This window comes from Nonomuraea harbinensis (genome assembly GCF_019396385.1).
Classification (GTDB): Bacteria; Actinomycetota; Actinomycetes; order Streptosporangiales; family Streptosporangiaceae; genus Nonomuraea; species Nonomuraea ferruginea.
Window position 1 is genome coordinate 116,758 of record NZ_JAHKRN010000006.1, and the last position, 17,180, is coordinate 133,937.

At 72.2% G+C, this 17,180-nt stretch carries 12 protein-coding genes; 4 read left to right on the top strand and 8 right to left on the bottom strand.

Annotated features, from left to right (window positions below):
• Positions 1-27: 27 nt before the first annotated feature.
• The gene (locus tag KME79_RS08745) at positions 28-1,404 is read left to right on the top strand and encodes an alpha/beta fold hydrolase (protein WP_219544007.1); all 1,377 of its coding nucleotides are present in this window, start codon (positions 28-30) and stop codon (positions 1,402-1,404) included.
• A gap of 64 nt (positions 1,405-1,468) precedes the next feature.
• Here KME79_RS08745 and KME79_RS08750 read toward each other — a convergent pair whose 3' ends face one another.
• Both KME79_RS08750 and KME79_RS08755 read right to left on the bottom strand, forming a co-directional pair.
• Positions 1,469-3,226 (bottom strand): ABC transporter ATP-binding protein, encoded by a 1,758-nt coding sequence (locus tag KME79_RS08750; RefSeq protein WP_219544008.1) that lies wholly within the window; start codon positions 3,224-3,226, stop codon positions 1,469-1,471.
• A gap of 488 nt (positions 3,227-3,714) precedes the next feature.
• Complete coding sequence (locus KME79_RS08755) at positions 3,715-5,403, bottom strand: ABC transporter transmembrane domain-containing protein (protein WP_219544009.1); 1,689 nt, start codon at positions 5,401-5,403, stop codon at positions 3,715-3,717.
• A 145-nt stretch (positions 5,404-5,548) separates the two neighbouring features.
• Between KME79_RS08755 and KME79_RS08760 the strand changes: the two genes are divergently transcribed.
• Positions 5,549-6,169 carry a phosphotransferase gene (locus KME79_RS08760; RefSeq protein ID WP_148029224.1) on the top strand — a complete coding sequence of 207 codons (621 nt, stop codon included), beginning with the start codon at positions 5,549-5,551 and terminating at the stop codon, positions 6,167-6,169.
• 56 nt (positions 6,170-6,225) lie between these two features.
• Here KME79_RS08760 and KME79_RS08765 read toward each other — a convergent pair whose 3' ends face one another.
• The gene (locus KME79_RS08765) at positions 6,226-7,725 is read right to left on the bottom strand and encodes an ATP-binding protein (RefSeq protein WP_219544010.1); all 1,500 of its coding nucleotides are present in this window, start codon (positions 7,723-7,725) and stop codon (positions 6,226-6,228) included.
• A 123-nt stretch (positions 7,726-7,848) separates the two neighbouring features.
• Here KME79_RS08765 and KME79_RS08770 point away from each other — a divergent pair, with 123 nt between their 5' ends.
• Both KME79_RS08770 and KME79_RS08775 read left to right on the top strand, forming a co-directional pair.
• Positions 7,849-10,572, top strand: a complete 2,724-nt coding sequence (locus tag KME79_RS08770; RefSeq protein ID WP_219544011.1) for an AAA family ATPase — start codon at positions 7,849-7,851, stop codon at positions 10,570-10,572.
• A 45-nt stretch (positions 10,573-10,617) separates the two neighbouring features.
• Positions 10,618-11,526 (top strand): alpha/beta hydrolase family protein, encoded by a 909-nt coding sequence (locus KME79_RS08775; protein WP_219544012.1) that lies wholly within the window; start codon positions 10,618-10,620, stop codon positions 11,524-11,526.
• 36 nt (positions 11,527-11,562) lie between these two features.
• Here KME79_RS08775 and KME79_RS08780 read toward each other — a convergent pair whose 3' ends face one another.
• The 5 genes from KME79_RS08780 to KME79_RS08800 all read right to left on the bottom strand — a co-directional run bounded on the left by KME79_RS08780 (position 11,563) and on the right by KME79_RS08800 (position 17,075).
• A complete protein-coding gene (locus KME79_RS08780; RefSeq protein WP_148029221.1) occupies positions 11,563-12,993 on the bottom strand; it encodes an MFS transporter in 1,431 nt (476 codons plus the stop codon).
• Positions 12,994-13,064: 71 nt separating this feature from the next.
• Positions 13,065-13,553, bottom strand: a complete 489-nt coding sequence (locus KME79_RS08785; protein ID WP_219544013.1) for a MarR family winged helix-turn-helix transcriptional regulator — start codon at positions 13,551-13,553, stop codon at positions 13,065-13,067.
• A 98-nt stretch (positions 13,554-13,651) separates the two neighbouring features.
• Positions 13,652-14,392, bottom strand: coding sequence for a succinate dehydrogenase/fumarate reductase iron-sulfur subunit (locus KME79_RS08790; RefSeq protein ID WP_148029219.1), 741 nt, complete (start codon positions 14,390-14,392; stop codon positions 13,652-13,654).
• The gene (locus KME79_RS08795) at positions 14,389-16,314 is read right to left on the bottom strand and encodes a fumarate reductase/succinate dehydrogenase flavoprotein subunit (protein WP_148029218.1); all 1,926 of its coding nucleotides are present in this window, start codon (positions 16,312-16,314) and stop codon (positions 14,389-14,391) included. Before KME79_RS08795 ends, KME79_RS08790 begins: the two co-directional genes overlap by 4 nt.
• Complete coding sequence (locus KME79_RS08800; protein WP_148029217.1) at positions 16,311-17,075, bottom strand: succinate dehydrogenase cytochrome b subunit; 765 nt, start codon at positions 17,073-17,075, stop codon at positions 16,311-16,313. Before KME79_RS08800 ends, KME79_RS08795 begins: the two co-directional genes overlap by 4 nt.
• Positions 17,076-17,180: the final 105 nt, after the last annotated feature.

Here is a 17,180-nt window from a genome sequence, read left to right on the forward strand (position 1 = left end):
GCGGGGCGTTCGGCCATCGTGATCGGCATGCTGAAGTCAATCGCGATGGCCCTGACGCTGGTTTTCTCGGGCGGCGCGCCCGCACAGGAGACGGCCTCACTCGACTGGGCCCCGTGCCCCGGCGACAAGATCGGCATGGAGTGCGCCGACCTGCGGGTGCCGGTCGACTGGTCCAAGCCCGATGGGCGGCGGATCACTCTCAAGCTCGGCCGGCTCAAGGCCACCGGCCGGGCCGAGGGCTCCGCGCTCGTCGCCTACGGCGGCCCCGGCGCCCCCGGCATCGCCTACACCGAGCCGATCGTCGACACCTGGGCCGGGCTGCGCAAGCGGATGCACGTCGTCGTGTGGGACACCCGCGGCTACGGCGAGCAGTTCCGCGGCCGGAGCACCGGCCTGCCGTGCGTCTGGACCCGCGTCCCCATCCCTGCCGCGCCGCGCGACGACGCCGAGTGGGGGCGCCTGTCCGACACCAACCGCGGTCTCGCCGAGGCGTGCCGCCACAAGGACCCCGAGCTGTTCGCCAACATGAGCTCCGCCGACCACGCCCGTGACATGGAGGCGATCAGGAAGGCGCTCGGCGACGGCGGGCTCAACTACTACGGCGCCTCCTACGCCGGCTTCTACGGCCAGGCCTACGCCCGCCTCTTCCCCGGCCAGGTCCGCACCATGGTCCTCGACGGCACGTGGAACCACAGCCCGGCCGACTGGGGCAAGGAGGTGGAGGCGATGGCCAGGAGCAACGAGCGGTCGCTGACCCGCTTCTTCGACTGGTGCGCCACCGGCGGCTGCCGCGACGTCCCCCGCAAGTGGCGCTCATTGGTCGCCGGGGCCGACCGCGAGCCGGTCCGCGCCGCCGACGGCGTCGCCTACACGGGCCGCGACCTGCGCTCGTTCGCCGTCTCCTCGGCTCGCCAGGGCCGCGCCGCCTGGCCGGGCCTGGCCGCGGCGATCCGCAGGGCCCACGGCGGCGACGCCTCGGCCTTCCTCCCCGCCCGCGGCGCCCGCTACCCCGACCAGGCCACCGGGGTCACCGAGTGCACCGACTGGCCGCGCCCCGCGAGCCGGTCCGCCCTCGACGCCATGACGGCCCGCCTGCGCAAGGCCGCCCCCAACGCGGGCGCCGCCAACACCATGGCCACCGCGGGCCTGGCCTGCGTCGGCTGGCCCGTCCCCGTCACCAACCCGCCCGCCCCACTGCCCAAGACCCTCCCGCCCCTCCTGGGCGCCGGCGCCTGGGGCGAGTCCGACGCGGTCACCCGAGCCATGAGCACGGTCCCGGGCAGCGTCACGATCACCCACGACGGCCCCGGCCACACCCTCTACACCTCCAACCCCTGCGCCCGCACCCACATCGACCGCTACCTCACCGACAAGACCCTGCCCCCGACCCCGGCGAAGTGCTGACCATGGTGAACGCGGATGCTACGGCGGACCGAGCGGCCTGTCAGACACGCGTCGCAGCACCGGCTCAGACTGGAGCGCGGTCCGAGGTGCCGTGCCAGCTTTGCCAGAGAGCGGCGTAGGAGCCGCCTTCCGCCACCAGTTCGTCATGGGAGCCCAGTTCGATGATCCGTCCGTCCTCCACCACCGCCACCCGGTCCGCGTCATGCGCGGTGTAGAGCCGGTGGGCGATGGCGATGACCGTGCGCCCGTCCAGCACCGCCGCCAGCGAGCGCTCCAGGTTCCTGGCGGCCCGCGGGTCGATCAGCGACGTGGCCTCGTCCAGCACCAGCGTGTGCGGGTCGGCGAGCACGAGCCTGGCCAGCGCGAGCTGCTGCGAGTGCGCGGGCGAGATCGCCAGACCGCCGGAGCCGACCTCTGTGTCCAGCCCGTCCGGCAGGCCGAGCACCCAGTCCAGGGCGTCCACGGCCGCGAGCGCCTCACGCACCGCCTCCTCGTCGGCGCCGGGCCTGGCGATCACAAGGTTGTCCCGCAGGGTGCCCTTGAACACGTGGTGCTCCTGGGTGACCAAGGCGACGTGCCCGCGCAGCTCGTCCAGCGGCAGATTCACCAAGGGCACGCCGCCGACCGAGACGGTCCCGGCGCCGGGGCCGTGGATGCCGGCGAGCAACCTGCCGAGCGTCGACTTCCCCGCGCCCGACGGCCCCACCATGGCCAGCCGCTCGCCGGGCCGCACGGTCAGCGACACGTCGTGCAGCACGTCCCGCCCTTCCCGGTAGGCGTAGCGCACCTGGTCGGCGCTCAGCAGCTCACCGGCGGGCCGGGCGCCGGAGGGCTCGCGGTCGTCGGGCACGTTCGCGACCCCGAGCAGTCGCGCCATGGCCGCCCCGCCCACCTGGAGTTCGTCGATCCACATGAGAAACCGGTCGAGCGGGTCGACGAGCTGCTGTGCGTAGAGCGCGGCGGAGGTGACCTGGGCCAGCGTCACCCACTCGGCGCTGTAGAGGAAGCCGCCGACGAGCAGCGTCGCCACGAGCGGCACCACATAGCCCAGCTCCACCGAGGGAAACCAGACGGTGCGCAGCCCGAGCGTGTAGCGTTCGGCGGCGAACGAACCGGCGATGTCGCGGTCGGCCCGCTCGCGCCGCCGCCGCTCCAGGCCGAGCGCCTCCACGGCCCTGGCGCCCTCGACGGTCTCGGCCAGCCCTTCGGTCATCTCCGCGTACGCGGCGTTCTCGCGAAGATAGCCGTCCCTGGCCCGCCGGAGATACCAGCGGGTGGAGAAGAACAGCAGCGGCGCGGCCAGCAGCATCGGCAGCATGAGCAGCGGGCTGACCAGAACGATCGCGCCCATGGTGATGACGAACGTGACGACCGCGATCAGGGTTTCCGGCACCGCGTGCCGCACCGTCCTCGACAGCGAGTCGACGTCGCGCGACGTACGGGTGAGCAGGTCGCCGGAGCCGGCCCGTTCCACCGTCGACAGCGGCAGGGCCAGCACCCTTTCGACGAACTCCTCGCGCAGCTCCGCCAGCACCTTCTCGCCCAGCCGGGCCGAGGCCAGCACCGCATACCTGACCAGCACGCCCTGCAGCAGCAGGAATCCCGCGACCCCGGCTGCGAACAGCACCACGTTCACCGCGACGCCTCGTTCGACGTCCTCGACCAGCATGCCGAGCTGCCACGGCACCACCAGCCCGGCGACGGCGGCGAGCGCGTGCAGGGCGAGGGCGGTGGCGAGCCGCCGCGGATACTTCAACGTCAACCGCCGCGCGTAGGCGCGCACCTGCTTCCGATCGGCGACCGGAAGAATCTCGCGGGCCATCCCCGTCACCCCTCCCCTCTCAGCTCGACATCCACTTCTCGTCCCACTCCCTGCCGGCCCCCACCCGATCCCTCAGACTCCCGGCCCGGCCTTCGTCCTGACCCACTCCATCCGGCCTCCGCCGAGGCCGAGGCCGGCCCCTGCCCTCACCCCGAGCCGCCCCGTCCCGGCTCCGCAGCCAACCTCCAGCCGTTCACCCGGAGTCACCCCGTCCCGCCTTCACACTCACCGCTCCCGCCGCTCACGCGAGCCGACCCGCCCCGCCTCCGCCGTCGCCGCTCCCCCCGTCCACCCGGAGCCGCCCTGTCCTGTCTCCGCTCTGCGTCGGGCTCCTCCTGCGGACGCGTCGCCTCCCGACGTGCGGCCCCTCCCGCTCCGGGGGCCGTGCCGCCCCCACAGTCCTTGGTCGGGGGCCGTTTCTCTCTTCGCCGCTGATCCCTTCAGGACCACCTTTGGAGGTCCGAAACTCCGAAGGGTGCGGGATCTCGTCAGGTCTCCCCTCTCGTGACCGTGGCCGCGTATGCCGGGCAGGTGGTCAGGAGGTCGCGGTGGGTGCCCTCCGCCTGGACCCGGCCGTCCTCGACGTAGATCACGTGATCGACCCGGCCCAGCACCAGCGGGCTGGTCGTGCAGACCAGCGTGGCGCGGCCACGTCGGGCGGCCGCCAGCCGGTCGGCGATGCGCGCCTCGGTGTGGGCGTCGACGGCGCTGGTCGGCTCGACGAGGATGAGCACCTCGGGGTCCGCCAGCAGCGCCCGGGCGAGCCGGAGCCGCTGCTGCTGGCCGCCGGAGAACTCCCGCCCCGCCTCCGCCACCTGCGCGTCGAGCCCGCCGGGCAGCGCCTCGACGATGTCCTCCGCGCACGCCGCGTGCAGGGCCCGGCTGATCAGCTCGGGGGTCGCGGTGCCGCGCACGTCCAGCTCGGCCCGGAGGGTCCCGGTGAACAGGCGGGCGCCGTTGTCCGCGACCAGGATGCGTGCCCGGACCTCCTCCACCGGCAGCGACGCCAGCTCGGCGGAGCCGAACGTGACGTCGCCGTCGGAGTAGCGGCCCAGCCGGTCGGCGATGGAGATGGCGTCCTCGGGCCGGGCCGCGGCGAGCGCGGTTAGAGAGCCGGGCTGCAGGGTGACACCGCTGTGGCTGTCGCGCAGCACGCCGCCCGCGGTGCTGCCCGTGCCGCCGGTCACCTCCGGCTCGATCGACAGGATCCGCACCACCCGGCGGGCGGCGACGTGTCCCTTGGTGAGCCGGTCGGCCGCCTCGGTGATCGTGCGCATCGGCGCGACCAGGAACACCGCGTACGCGTAGAAGGTGACGAGCTGGCCGACGGTGATCCGGTCATCGACGGCGAAGGCCGCGCCGACGCTGGTCACGAGCGCGATGAGCAGGCCGGGCAGCACGATCTGGGCGCCTTCGAGCAGCGACTCCACCCGGGCGACGCCGACGCCCGCGTGGCGGGCCCGCTGCGACTCCTCCCGGTAGCGCTCCGCGAACACCTGCTCGCCGCCGATGCCGCGGAGCACCCGCAGCCCGGCCACGATGTCGGCGGACCTGGTGGCCAGGTCGCCGGTCAGGTCGCGCTGCCGTTTCTGCCTGCGGTGCAGGGGCCGCAGCAGCGGCCCCACGGCCGCCGTCATCACGGGCACGCCGATCAGCACCATGAGCCCGAGTACGGGCGAGGTCGAGATGAGGATCACGGTGACCGCGACGATCGCCACGACGGACCCGGTGCCGCGCAGCAGGATGTCCATGGAGCTGCCGATGTGCGCGATGTCGGAGTTGCCGACGCTGACCACCTCGCCGGTCGACAGGCGCTTCGACAGGGTGGCGCCGAGCCTGGCCGCCTGCCGGGTGGTGAGCTGGACCGTGCGGTAGGCGGCCGACAGCCAGTTGTAGACGGCGAACCGGTGCCGCATGATCCCGGTGAACGCCTGCACCAGCCCGAGCCCGAGCAGGATGCCCGACCAGGCGAGCAGCGCGCCGGTGTCCTTCAGCCTGAGCGCGTCGATGCCCATGCCGAGCGCGGCCGGCACCAGCGCCTGCGCGAGCCACCAGGTGGTGGCGAAGGCGATGCCGGCCAGAAGGGCGCGGCTCTGCCGCCGCGCGTTCCACCACAGATAGCGGAACGGGCTGCGGATGTCGGGCAGGCCGGGGTCGGCGTCAGGAAGGGAGCGCATAGCCAGTCAACAGTGGCAAAGTCCCTGGTTGATCGGCAATTGATTTATCCCGCAGCGTGTCGATCACCCGACGTTTCGTACAAGATGGGTCAGCCTGGGCGTGCCCCCTCACACCGACCTCAGGAGTACGCCACAATCGTCTCTCGTGGAGCACGGGTACACCAACAGCACGGTCGGAGACGGCGCTCTCGTGGTCAAGTGCTACCAGGGGCCCGACGCCGCCGTCCGGCTCCGGACGGAGGCGCGGTTCCTGCGGCGGCTGCGCAGACGGATGCCGGTGCCGAAGCTGCACGCGGTGACCGACACGAGCGTGAGCATGCACTACATCCCGGGCGTCCACGGTCAGGACCTGCTCGACGAGGGTCACCCGGTCGAGGTGCTCGCCGAGTGCGGCCGCGCGCTGTCCCGGCTGCACCGGATGGGGTTCGTGCACGGCGACTACGGGCCGCAGAACATGCTGTTCGACCCGGAGACGTTCAAGGCGGTGGCGATCCTCGACTGGGAGTGGGCGCATCCCGGCCGGCCGGTGGAGGATCTGGCGTGGTGCGAGTGGATCGTGCGCGCCCACCATCCGGAGCACGTTCCCCACCTGCGTCACTTCTTCGAGGCGTACGGGGGGCCGGTGCCGTCGTGGGAGGAGCGTCACGCGGCGATGCTCAACCGCTGCCGCAACCTGCTGGATTTCGCCGCGCGGTGGGAGCCGGGCGGCGAGGGCGAGAAGCTGTGGCGTCAGCGGATCGACGACACCGCCGACTGGGTCGCCTGACCGTCCCGGCCTCACCGACCGCGGCAGTCGCCCGGTCCGGCCCGCTTCCGGCTGATTCAGCCTTCCCTGGGCGTGACCACCGGCTCGCGAATCCCGAAGAGCGTTTCCAGGTCGGCGAGGAGCACGTCGCCCCGGGCGCGGGCCGCCTCGATGAGATCCCGGTGGAAACCCGTCAGCGAGAAGATCGCGAGGGTGGCGGCCGAGGTGTCGTGACCGTGCTGTGAGAGCAGCCCCGCGAGCATGTCCAACCGGTCGAGATCGGCCATGCCCCTCTTGGTGATCGTCGCCTTCGCCTCGCCGACGAGGCCGACGACCGCTCGCCCGCCTCGCTTGTCCAGCGCGATGACGTCGATCTCGTGCCTGGCCCGGCCCTTCCCGTCGTTGACCACGGTCGAGGTGATCTGACCTGCGGCGCCACGCAGCGCGGTGGCCGTCTGACCCCGCAGCCACCCCCTGGCGCACTCCTCGAAGTGCGGGCCGAGGATCCGGGAGTCGAAGGTGGGTCGCGCCCTGCGCCAGGCCTCCGCTCCCTGCCCGGTTTCCACCAGGTCGCGCTGCGGCACGGTGATCAGGTTGTGGAACCGTACGATGGGGTCGACCACGCTGATCATCGGACGGCGCTCCCACAACGGATCGCTGTCGTACCGCAGGTAACCCGCGGTGACCAGCGCCTCGATGGGGCGAGTCAGCGACGTACGTGACAGTTCCAGCAAGCCGCCGATCTTGCTGGGACTCGTCGCTCCACCGGCTACCGCGTTGATGATCGCGTAGTGCAGGGAGCTGCCGGTGAAGCGGGGGTCCTCGCGGAGCAGATACTCGCTCTCGCTCTCCGAGAACAGCGCCTGGCTGGAGTCGAGAGCCGTGGCCGCGACCCAGTCGTCCACCTCCGCGAGAGACTGCGGCGGTGGCACGTTGGCCAGGTTGCGGTAGCCCGGGGAGCCGCCGTAGACGGCGTGCACCCGCAGGGCCGCGTGCGGATCACCGATGCCCCAGTGGCGAGCCATGGTGGACAGGTTGAACGGATGCAGCCGCAGGTCGACGGCGGCGCGACCGCGGAGCGCCTTGGTGCCGGACAAGAGTTCGTTCATCACCGAGAGCGCCGAACCGCACACGATCACCCGGCCGCCCTCCGGGCCCTCCCCCGCCTGCGACCGGTCATAGAGCAGTTGCAGCAGGCCGGGCAGTTCAGGAGAGTGCGCCATCCAGTACGGCAACTCGTCGATCACCAGCAACCCACCCCGGCCCGCTGTCAACTCGATGGCCGCGGTCAGGAGGGTCTCCCAATCGGCGTCCGCCATGAGCCCGGGGTCGATGCCCGCGTACCGCGCGATCTCCGTCGCGAACCGCCGCCTGGCGGGGGCCACGCCCTCCTCCGCGACAGCCGTGACGTAGAGGCCATGCGCGGTTTCGGCCAGGGCGCGCAGCAGATAGCTCTTCCCCACTCGCCGCCTGCCGGACACCACGGCCAGCCTCAGCCGGCGATCCGGGTGCTCGAGAAAGCTGGTCAACGCCGACCATTCCATCTCGCGGGCCAGTACCCGCTGGGGCTTCTGCATCGTGTGCCACCTCATTTGTACGCTTTGAGACATACTAATTAAGTCACGCGGCCCCATCGGCGATTTCGCCGACTTTACAGCTGGGCCCTTTTCCGGTTGACAAACGCGAGTCACACTCTGGTCATGTCAGAGGGGCTGCATGGCCGAGCCGCCGAGCTGGACGCCGTGCGGCTGCTGCTGGACGCGGCGCGGGCCGGCGACGGCGGCGCGCTGGTGCTGGCGGGACCGCCGGGCATCGGCAAGACCGCCGTGCTCGGCCGGGCCACGTCCATGGCCGGTGAGTTCGCCGTCCTGCGCGCCCGCGGGGTGCCGCAGGAGGCGCGGCTGGCCGGGTCCGGGCTGCACGCGCTGCTGCGGCCGGTGGCGCGGCTGGTCCGGTCGCCGGTGCTGGCGCGGGCGCTGCGGCGGGGTACGGCCGGGGACGGGATGGCGTTGCCCGCCGCGGTGCTGGAGTTCCTGACGGAGCTGGCGGCGGCCGAGCCGGTGCTGGTGTGCGTGGACGACCTGCACCTGCTCGACGAGGTCAGCAGGGAGGCGCTGTGCTTCGCGGCCAGGAGGGTGACGGGCGAGCGGATCGCCTTGCTGCTGGCGGTGCGGGACGCGGCCGGGCTGCCGGAGGACGTGCCCGTGCGGGTGCTGGAAGGACTGGATCCCGCCGCGTGCCGGGCGCTCGCCCACGAGCTGGCGGCGGGCGCGCTCCCGGACGACCTGCGCACCTGCCTGGCGCGACTGGCCGGAGGCAACCCGCTGGCCTGGCGCGAGCTCGTCGGATCGCTGACGCCCGAGCAGCTCGCCGGGCTGGCCGCGCCGCCCACGGGCCTCCCGCCGGGCGGGCGTCTGCACCGCGCGCACGCCGAGCGGCTGGCCCGGCTCCCGGAAGCCACCCGGTTCCTGCTCCTCCTGCTCGCCGCCCATCCGGGGCTGAACGCCGAGACTCTCCGCCGGCGACCCGCCCAGGAGTCCGGCGCCGAGGCGCGGCTGCACCGCGAACTCCTGGCCGCCGGGCCGCCCGCCGTCCTGGCGCCGGCCGAGCGCGCGGGGTTGATCAGGGCGGAGGGCGGGCGGTACGGCTTCGCGGACGAGACGGTGCGTGCCGTCGCCTACGCGGAGGCGCCGCCGGCCCGCAGGCGCGCGGCGCACGCCCTGCTGGGCAGGCTCCTCGACGGCGACCGGCACCGGCTCGCCCGCGCCTGGCACCGCGCGCACGCCCTGGACGGGCCGCCCGATCAGCTCGCCGCCGAGCTGGCCGCCGCCGCGTCCGCCGCCACCGCGCGGGGTTACCCGGGCAGGTCCGCCGCGTACGAGCACGCCGCCGAGCTGACCGGCGTCGAGGAGCGCAGGACGGAGTGGCTGGCCGCGGCCGCCCGCCACGCCTGGGTGTCCGGTGACGTGCCCCGGGCCAGGTGGCTGCTCGCGCAGCCGAGGCACCCTCTGGAGGGCCAGGCCCAGCTCATGCGCGGCAGGCTGGAGCTGTTGAGCGGTCACGCCGACAGCGCCAGGGACAAGCTGCTGACCGCGGCCTCCTGCCTGGTGCAGCGCGACCGGATCGACGGCGTCAAGGCGCTGCTGCACGCGGCCGAGGCCAGCTATCTGACCGGCGACATCCGTACCTTCCACGCCATCGCCGGGCAGGTCGCCCTGCTGCGCCGTCCCGACGACTGCGCGAACGCGCAGCTCATGTTCGAGTATCTGCAGGGGATCGCCGCCACGTTCAGCGGCGACCATCGCGCGGCGGCGGGCCCGCTGCGGCGGGTGGTGCGGCTCGCCCCGGCGGTGCGCAGCCCCGTCCCGCTGGTGTGGGCGTGCGTGGCGAGCCTGCTGCTGGGCGAGGACGCGACCGCGCTGGAGCTGTCGGCGCGCGCGGTCGACACGGCGCGCCGGCGCGGCGCGGTCACGCTCGTGCCGCAACTGCTGGAGTCGGTGGTGCAGGCGCACTTCTGGCTGGGCCGCTACCCGTCGGTGGCCGCGCACGCCGCGGAGGGGCTCCGGCTGGCCGAGGCGTCCGGCCAGCCCAACGCCGCCGCCCAGCATCTCGCCTGGCTGGCGCACGCCGACGCGGTGCAGGGCGACGCCGACGCCTGCCGCGACCGCGCCCACCGCGCGCTCGACCTGGCCGAGTCGCACGGCCTGGGCATCGCCGGCGCCCTCGGCACCTGGGCGCTGGCCCACCTCGACCTGGCCGCCGGCAGGCTCGCCGACTCCGCCGCCCGGCTGCGCGGGCACCGTGACAACGACCATGTCGTCGTACGGGTCATGGCCAGCCCGCACTTCATCGAGGCCGCGGCCCGTACAGGCGACGACCGGCGCGCCACGGCGGCGCTGCGGGTGCTGGAGCGGTGGGCGGGGAGCACCAGCAGCCCGGACCGGCGCGCGCTCGTCGCGCGCTGCCGGGCGCTGCTCGCCGCGCCCGGCGAGGCGGGCGAGCGTTTCCAGGAGGCCCTGGAGCTGCACCGGCAGGGCGCGTGCCGGTTCGAGACGGCGCGCACCCAGCTCCTGTACGGGGGCGCGCTGCGCAGGGAACGCCGGCCGGGAGCCGCGCGGGAGCACCTGCACGGCGCGCTGGAGACGTTCGAGCGGCTGGGGGCGCGGCTGTGGAGCGAGCGGGCCCGCGCCGAGCTGCGCGCGGCCGGTGAGACCGTGGCCCGCCCGGCGCCCGGCGGCGGCCCCGAGCAGGTGCTGACGGCCCAGCAGCTGCGCATCGCCCGGCTGGTGGCGGAGGGCGCGACGAACCGGGAGGTGGCCGCCCAGCTCTTCCTCAGCCCGCGCACCGTCGACCATCATCTGCGCAACGTGTTCGCCAGGCTGGGCGTGCGGTCCCGGGTGGAGCTGGCGCGGCTGCTGTTCTGACACCGGTGATTCACCCGATGCGGGGACGCGCCGCCCGGTCTGACAATGGCGGCGTTCGCACCCCCCACAGATGGAGTTGCCGACGTGTATCCCCGCAACGCGATCGCCAGACTCGCCGTGGCCGCAGCCCTCGCCTGCGGCGCCCTCACCCTGGCCCAGCCGGCTAGCGCCGCCGGACCGTTCGAGCGCGGCCCGAACCCGACGGACTCCCTCCTGGAGGCGAGCCGCGGCCCGTTCAGCACCTCGAACCAGTCCGTGTCCTCGCTCGTGACCGGGTTCGGCGGCGGTCGCGTCTACTACCCGAACGACACCAGCCAGGGCACGTTCGGCGCGATCGCCATCTCGCCCGGCTACACCGCCTCCTGGTCGAGCCTGTCGTGGCTCGGCCCGCGGATCGCCTCGCACGGCTTCGTGGTCATCGGCATCGAGACCAACAGCCGCTACGACCAGCCGGCCAGCCGCGGCCGCCAGCTCCTGGCCGCGCTCGACTGGCTGGTGGAGGACAGCCCGACCGCCGTGCGCAGCCGCATCGACCCGTCGAGGCTGGCGATGGCGGGCCACTCGATGGGCGGCGGCGGCAGCCTCGAAGCCGCCGACGACCGCCCCAGCCTGCAGGCGGCCGTGCCGCTGGCCCCGTGGAACCTGACCAAGAACTGGTCGGGCGTCCGCGTCCCCACGATGATCATCGGCGGTGAGAACGACTCGGTCGCCTCGGTCACCACCCACTCCCAGCCGTTCTACGAGAGCATCCCCGCCTCGTCGGAGAAGGCGTATCTGGAGCTGAACGGCGCCAGCCACTTCTTCCCGCAGACCACCAACACCACGATGGCCAAGTCGATGGTCGCCTGGCTGAAGCGCTTCGTGGACGACGACCTCCGCTACGACCCCTTCCTCTGCCCGGCCCCCCGGGGCACCGCCATCGAGGAGTATCGCGACACCTGCCCGCACAGCTGACCCGCTCTTCGACGGCCTCCCCACCCGGGGAGGCCGTCAGGCCGGCCTGCGCTCCACGAGGTGCTCGGTGGCCGGTGCCGGCGAGCGGAGCACGGTCACCGCGACCACGAGGGCCGTCAGCAGCAGGGCGGCCGCGATGCCGAACGCCAGCCGGTAGCCGCCGGTGAGGGCCGCCGCGTCCGTCATGCCCCGGGCCAGCAGGTCCCCCGTGCGGGACGCGGCCATCGTGGACAGCACGGCCACGCCCAGCGCCATGCCGATCTGCTGGGTGGTGTTGAACAGGCCCGAGGCGAGCCCCGCGTCGTCGGCCCTGGCGGCCGACATGCCGAGCGTGGCCAGCGCGGGCAGCACCAGCCCGCCCCCGGCGATCAGCAGCATGGCCGGCAGCAGGTCGGTGACGTACGACGCCTGGACCGGCACCCGGGAGAGCCAGCCCATCGCGGCCATCAGCAGTGCCAGGCCGGCGATGAGCACGGCACGCGCCCCGAACCTCTCGTTCAGCCGCGCGGAGAGGAACAGCGAGATCCCGCCGATCGCGACCGCCGCGGGCAGCATCGCCAGGCCCGTCTCCAGCGCGCTGTAGTCGAGGACCTTCTGCATGTAGAGCGCGACGAGGATCTGGAAGGCGAACATGGCCGAAAGGCCCAGCATCTGGGTCAGGTTCGCGCCGGAGACGTTGCGGGAGCGGAAGACGCGCAGCGGCATGAGCGGGGTGCGGGCCGTGGCCTGGCGGACGAAGAAGCCGGCCAGCAGGGCGACCGACAGCGCGCCCAGGCCCAGCGTGTGGGCCGCCGCCCAGCCGTACTCCTCGATCTTGATGACGGTGTAGATGCCCAGCATCAGGCCGCCGGTGACCAGCGCGGCGCCGAGGGCGTCGGCGCCCGCCGAGAGCCCCGTGCCGCGGTCGGCGGGCAGCACGCGGGCGGCCAGCGCGACGGTGGCCAGCCCGATCGGCAGGTTGATGAAGAAGATCCAGTGCCAGGAGAGCGCGTCGGTGAGCACGCCGCCGAGCACCTGGCCGATGGAGGCGCCGGCCGCGCCGGTGAAGCTGAACACGCCGATCGCCTTGGCCCGCTCGCCCGGCTCGGTGAACAGGGTGACCAGGATGCCGAGGACCACGGCCGCCGCCATGGCGCTGCTCGCGCCCTGCAGGAAGCGGGCGGCGACCAGCATGCCGGGCGTGGTGGCCAGGCCGGCGAGCAGTGACGCGACGGTGAAGAGCGTGTTGCCCGCCAGGAACATCGTCTTGCGGCCGATCAGGTCGCCCAGCCGCCCGGCGAGGAGCAACAGGCCGCCGAAGGGGATCAAGTAGGCGTTGACGGTCCAGCTCAGCCCGGCGGGCGTGAAGCCCAGGTCGTGCTGGATGGCCGGCATCGCGACGGTCACGATGCTGCCGTCGAGGATCGTCATCAGGCTCGCCGCGGACAGCACGATCAACGCGAGCCGGCGGTGCGGGGTGGGCGACATGGCCCCTCCTGTTCACGGGAAACAGGAGAGACCTTAACAGATAGTTTTGTTGTAGACGATCCTTTACAGAACTACTTCCGAGACTGCCTGGCCCTGCGCGCGCCGGGCGCGACCTCCACCGGGGTGGCGAGATGGCCCTCGGCCAGCCGCTTCATCGCCGACAGGAGCATCTCCCGCTCCTTCTCCGGCAGGGCGTCCAGCGCCTCCCGGTGCACGCCGTCCACGATCCGCTGGCTGTGCCGGGCTACCTCGGCGCCCTTCTCGGTGACCGCGATGATGCGGGCCCGCCGGTCGGTGCTGGAGGGGCGGCGCTCCGCCAGGCCCGCCTTCTCCAGGGCGTCGACGGTGACCACCATGGTCGTCTTGTCCATGTCGCCGATCTCGGCGAGCTGGATCTGCGTGCGCTCCTCTTCCAGGGCGTGGACGAGCACGCAGTGCATGCGCGCGGTCAGGCCGATCTCGGCCAGCGCGGCCGCCATCTTCGTACGCAGCACGTGACTGGTGTGGTCGAGCAGGAACGACAGGTCAGGCTCGGAGCGGCCCGGCGCCATGGCGGTCATGCCGCCAGCCTACTCAACCGTCCGGAACCGGATTATCCCCAACAGGAGCAGGAAAGGGCCGCACGGTGGGGACCGCGCGGCCCTTCCGGAGAAGCGGGCTACTTGGCGTTGGCCTTGAGGTAGTCGCTGTTCATCTGGGCGATCGTGTCCAGCGGGATGCCCTTCGGGCAGACGGCCGTGCACTCGCCGGTGTTGGTGCAGCCGCCGAAGCCCTCGGCGTCCATCTGGTCCACCATGGCCTTGGCGCGGGACAGGCGCTCGGGCTGGCCCTGCGGGAGCAGGCTCAGGTGGGTGATCTTGGCCGCGGTGAAGAGGGACGCCGACCCGTTGGGGCAGGCCGCGACGCAGGCGCCGCAGCCGATGCAGGTGGCGGCGTCGAAGGCGGCGTCGGCGTCCTCCTTGCGGACGGGCACGCTGTGCGCGTCGGGGGCGGAGCCGGCCGGGACGGAGACGAATCCGCCGGCCTGGATGATGCGGTCGAAGGAGCTCCGATCGACGACCAGGTCCTTGATCACGGGGAACGGCGCGGCCCGCCACGGCTCGATGGTGATGGTGGCGCCGTCCTCGAAGTGCCGCATGTGGAGCTGGCAGGTGGTGGTGGCCACCTGCTCGCCGTGCGCGACGCCGTTGATGACCATGCCGCACATGCCGCAGATGCCCTCGCGGCAGTCGTGGTCGAAGGCGATCGGGTCGTCGCCTTCGAGGATGAGCCGCTCGTTCAGCACATCCAGCATTTCGAGGAAGGACATGTCGGGCGAAACATCCTCCACCCGATAAGTCACCATGCGTCCGCGGTCCTTGGGGCCGCTCTGACGCCAGACCTTCAGGGTCAGGTTCACTTGTAGCTCCGCTGGCTCATCTTGACGTACTCGTACTCGAGCGGCTCCTTGTGCAGCACCGGCGTGCCGTCCGGCGAGTGCTCCCACGCCGAGACGTGGGCGAAGTTCTCGTCGTCGCGCAGCGCCTCCCCGTCGGAGTCCTGCGACTCGGCCCGGAAGTGGCCGCCGCACGACTCGCTGCGCACCAGGGCGTCCAGGCACATGAGCTCGGCCAGGTCGAAGAAGTCGGCCACCCGGCCGGCCTTCTCCAGCGTCTGGTTCAGCTCCTCGGCGACGCCGGTGACCTTGACGTTCTCCCAGAACTCCTGGCGCAGCTCGGGGATGCGCTCCAGGGCCTTGCGCAGCGACTCCTCGGTGCGGTCCATGCCGCAGTAGTCCCACATGAGCTTGCCCAGCTCGCGGTGGAAGGAGTCGGGGGTGCGGGTGCCGTTCACCGACATCAGCCGGTCGATCTTCGTGCGTACCGCGACCTCGGCCGCCGCGACGGCCTCCTCGTCGACGTCCCCGAACGGCCCGTCGGCCAGGTAGTCGCCGATCGTGGTGGGCAGCACGAAGTAGCCGTCCGCCAGGCCCTGCATCAGCGCGGACGCGCCGAGCCGGTTGGCGCCGTGGTCGGAGAAGTTGGCCTCGCCGATCACGAACAGGCCGGGGACCGTCGACTGCAGGTCGTAGTCCACCCACAGTCCGCCCATCGTGTAGTGGACGGCCGGGTAGATGCGCATCGGCGTCTCGTACGGGTTCTCGCCCGTGATGCGCTCGTACATCTCGAACAGGTTGCCGTACTTCTTCTCCACGGCGTCGCGGCCGAGCCGGCCGATGGCGTCGCGGAAGTCGAGGTAGACGCCCAGGCCGCCGGGTCCGACGCCGCGGCCCTCGTCGCAGACGTTCTTGGCGGCGCGGGAGGCGATGTCACGCGGGACCAGGTTGCCGAAGGCGGGGTAGATCCGCTCCAGGTAGTAGTCGCGCTCGGCGTCCGGGATGTCGCCGGGGGCGCGGGAGTCGTTCTTGCGCAGCGGCACCCACACGCGGCCGTCGTTGCGCAGCGACTCCGACATGAGCGTGAGCTTCGACTGGTGGTCGCCGGAGACCGGGATGCAGGTCGGGTGGATCTGCGTGTAGCAGGGGTTGGCGAAGTACGCGCCGCGCTCGTGCGCCCGCCAGATGGCGGTGGTGTTGCAGCCCTTGGCGTTCGTGGACAGGTAGAACACGTTGCCGTAGCCGCCGGTGGCGAGCACCACGGCGTCGGCGAAGTGCCGCTCGATGTCGCCGGTGACCATGTCGCGCACGATGACGCCGCGCGCCCGGCCGTCGGAGACGATCAGGTCGAGCATCTCGTGCCGGGTGAACATCTCGACGGTCCCGGCCGCGATCTGCCGCTCCAGCGCCTGGTAGGCGCCGAGCAGGAGCTGCTGGCCCGTCTGGCCGCGGGCGTAGAAGGTCCGCGACACCTGGGCGCCGCCGAACGAGCGGGTGTCGAGCAGACCGCCGTACTCGCGGGCGAACGGCACGCCCTGGGCCACGGCCTGGTCGATGATGTTCACCGAGACCTCGGCCAGGCGGTACACGTTCGACTCGCGGGCGCGGAAGTCGCCGCCCTTCACCGTGTCGTAGAACAGGCGGTAGATCGAGTCGCCGTCGCCGCGGTAGTTCTTGGCGGCGTTGATGCCGCCCTGGGCGGCGATGGAGTGGGCGCGCCGGGGCGAGTCCTGGTAGCAGAACGACTTGACGTTGTAGCCGAGCTCGCCGAGCGTCGCGGCGGCGGAACCGCCGGCCAGGCCGGTGCCCACCACGATGACGTCGAGCTTGCGCTTGTTGGCGGGGTTGACCAGGCGGGCGCCGAACTTGCGCTTCTCCCACCGCTCCTCGATGGGACCGGCCGGTGCCTTGGTGTCGCGGATCTCCGCGCCTTCGACGAAATTCACTGGACCACTCCGAACGTGATGGCGAGCGGCGGCGCGAGGAAACCGATGACCAGGACGGCGGAGCCGAGCCCCGCGACCGCGCGCAGCGCCCTGTTCCTGTCGCGGTTGGCCACGCCGAGCGTCTGGAAGGCGCTCCAGATGCCGTGCCGCAGGTGCAGGCCGACCATGGCGACGGCGACGATGTAGAGAAGCGTCACGTACCACCGGGACGGGTCGAACCCGGCGATCATCCGGTCGGCCGGTGAGGAGTCGAAGCCCTTCGGGTTCACCACGCCGAAGGTCAGGTCGAGCAGGTGCCAGACCACGAAAAGCGCGATCGTGATGCCGCCGAACCGCATGATGTGCGTCGCGTACCCCTTGGCCTGCGATTTCTTCCTGGCCGCGTACTTCACCGGCCGGGCCGCGGCCGCGCGGCGGGACAGCGAGATCGCGGCCCACATGTGCAGGACGACCGAGACCACGAGGACGATCTCGACGAGGGTGAGCAGGGTCCGGTACGGGGCGATCGGCTCCAGCAGGGTGCGCAGCGCGAGCGCGTACTCGTCGAAGGAGTCGCGGCCCGCGAAGATCTTGAGGTTGCCGAGCATGTGGCCGACGAGGAAGAGCACCATGACGGCCCCCGTGACGGCCATGACGGCTTTCTTGCCGTTGGACGAGGTCAGAAATCCGCCAGGCCTCTTGGCTCTGGGCTTCTCTTCACCCTTGGGGGGGATAACGGGCGCGGTGGCGGCGCCGCGCTCTATCGTGGCAGTCACGTTCATCGACGCTAGGTAGCCTGCGATGATCCGTCCAAGTCATGAGGGGCCTGGTTTCGATAGCCAGCGGCTATGATGTCTGGTTTGTACGGCATAAGCACGTTCACCGGG

Excerpts from the sequence above, each read along its gene's own strand:
- KME79_RS08785 (WP_219544013.1), bottom strand. The coding sequence starts at position 13,553 with ATGACCGCCATGGCGCCGGGCCGCTCCGAGCCTGACCTGTCGTTCCTG.
- KME79_RS08775 (WP_219544012.1), top strand. The coding sequence starts at position 10,618 with ATGGCGGCGTTCGCACCCCCCACAGATGGAGTTGCCGACGTGTATCCC.
- KME79_RS08765 (WP_219544010.1), bottom strand. The coding sequence starts at position 7,725 with ATGCAGAAGCCCCAGCGGGTACTGGCCCGCGAGATGGAATGGTCGGCG.
- KME79_RS08800 (WP_148029217.1), bottom strand. The coding sequence starts at position 17,075 with ATGAACGTGACTGCCACGATAGAGCGCGGCGCCGCCACCGCGCCCGTT.
- KME79_RS08755 (WP_219544009.1), bottom strand. The coding sequence starts at position 5,403 with ATGCGCTCCCTTCCTGACGCCGACCCCGGCCTGCCCGACATCCGCAGC.
- KME79_RS08770 (WP_219544011.1), top strand. The coding sequence starts at position 7,849 with ATGTCAGAGGGGCTGCATGGCCGAGCCGCCGAGCTGGACGCCGTGCGG.
- KME79_RS08750 (WP_219544008.1), bottom strand. The coding sequence starts at position 3,226 with ATGGCCCGCGAGATTCTTCCGGTCGCCGATCGGAAGCAGGTGCGCGCC.
- KME79_RS08745 (WP_219544007.1), top strand. The coding sequence starts at position 28 with ATGCTGAAGTCAATCGCGATGGCCCTGACGCTGGTTTTCTCGGGCGGC.
- KME79_RS08780 (WP_148029221.1), bottom strand. The coding sequence starts at position 12,993 with ATGTCGCCCACCCCGCACCGCCGGCTCGCGTTGATCGTGCTGTCCGCG.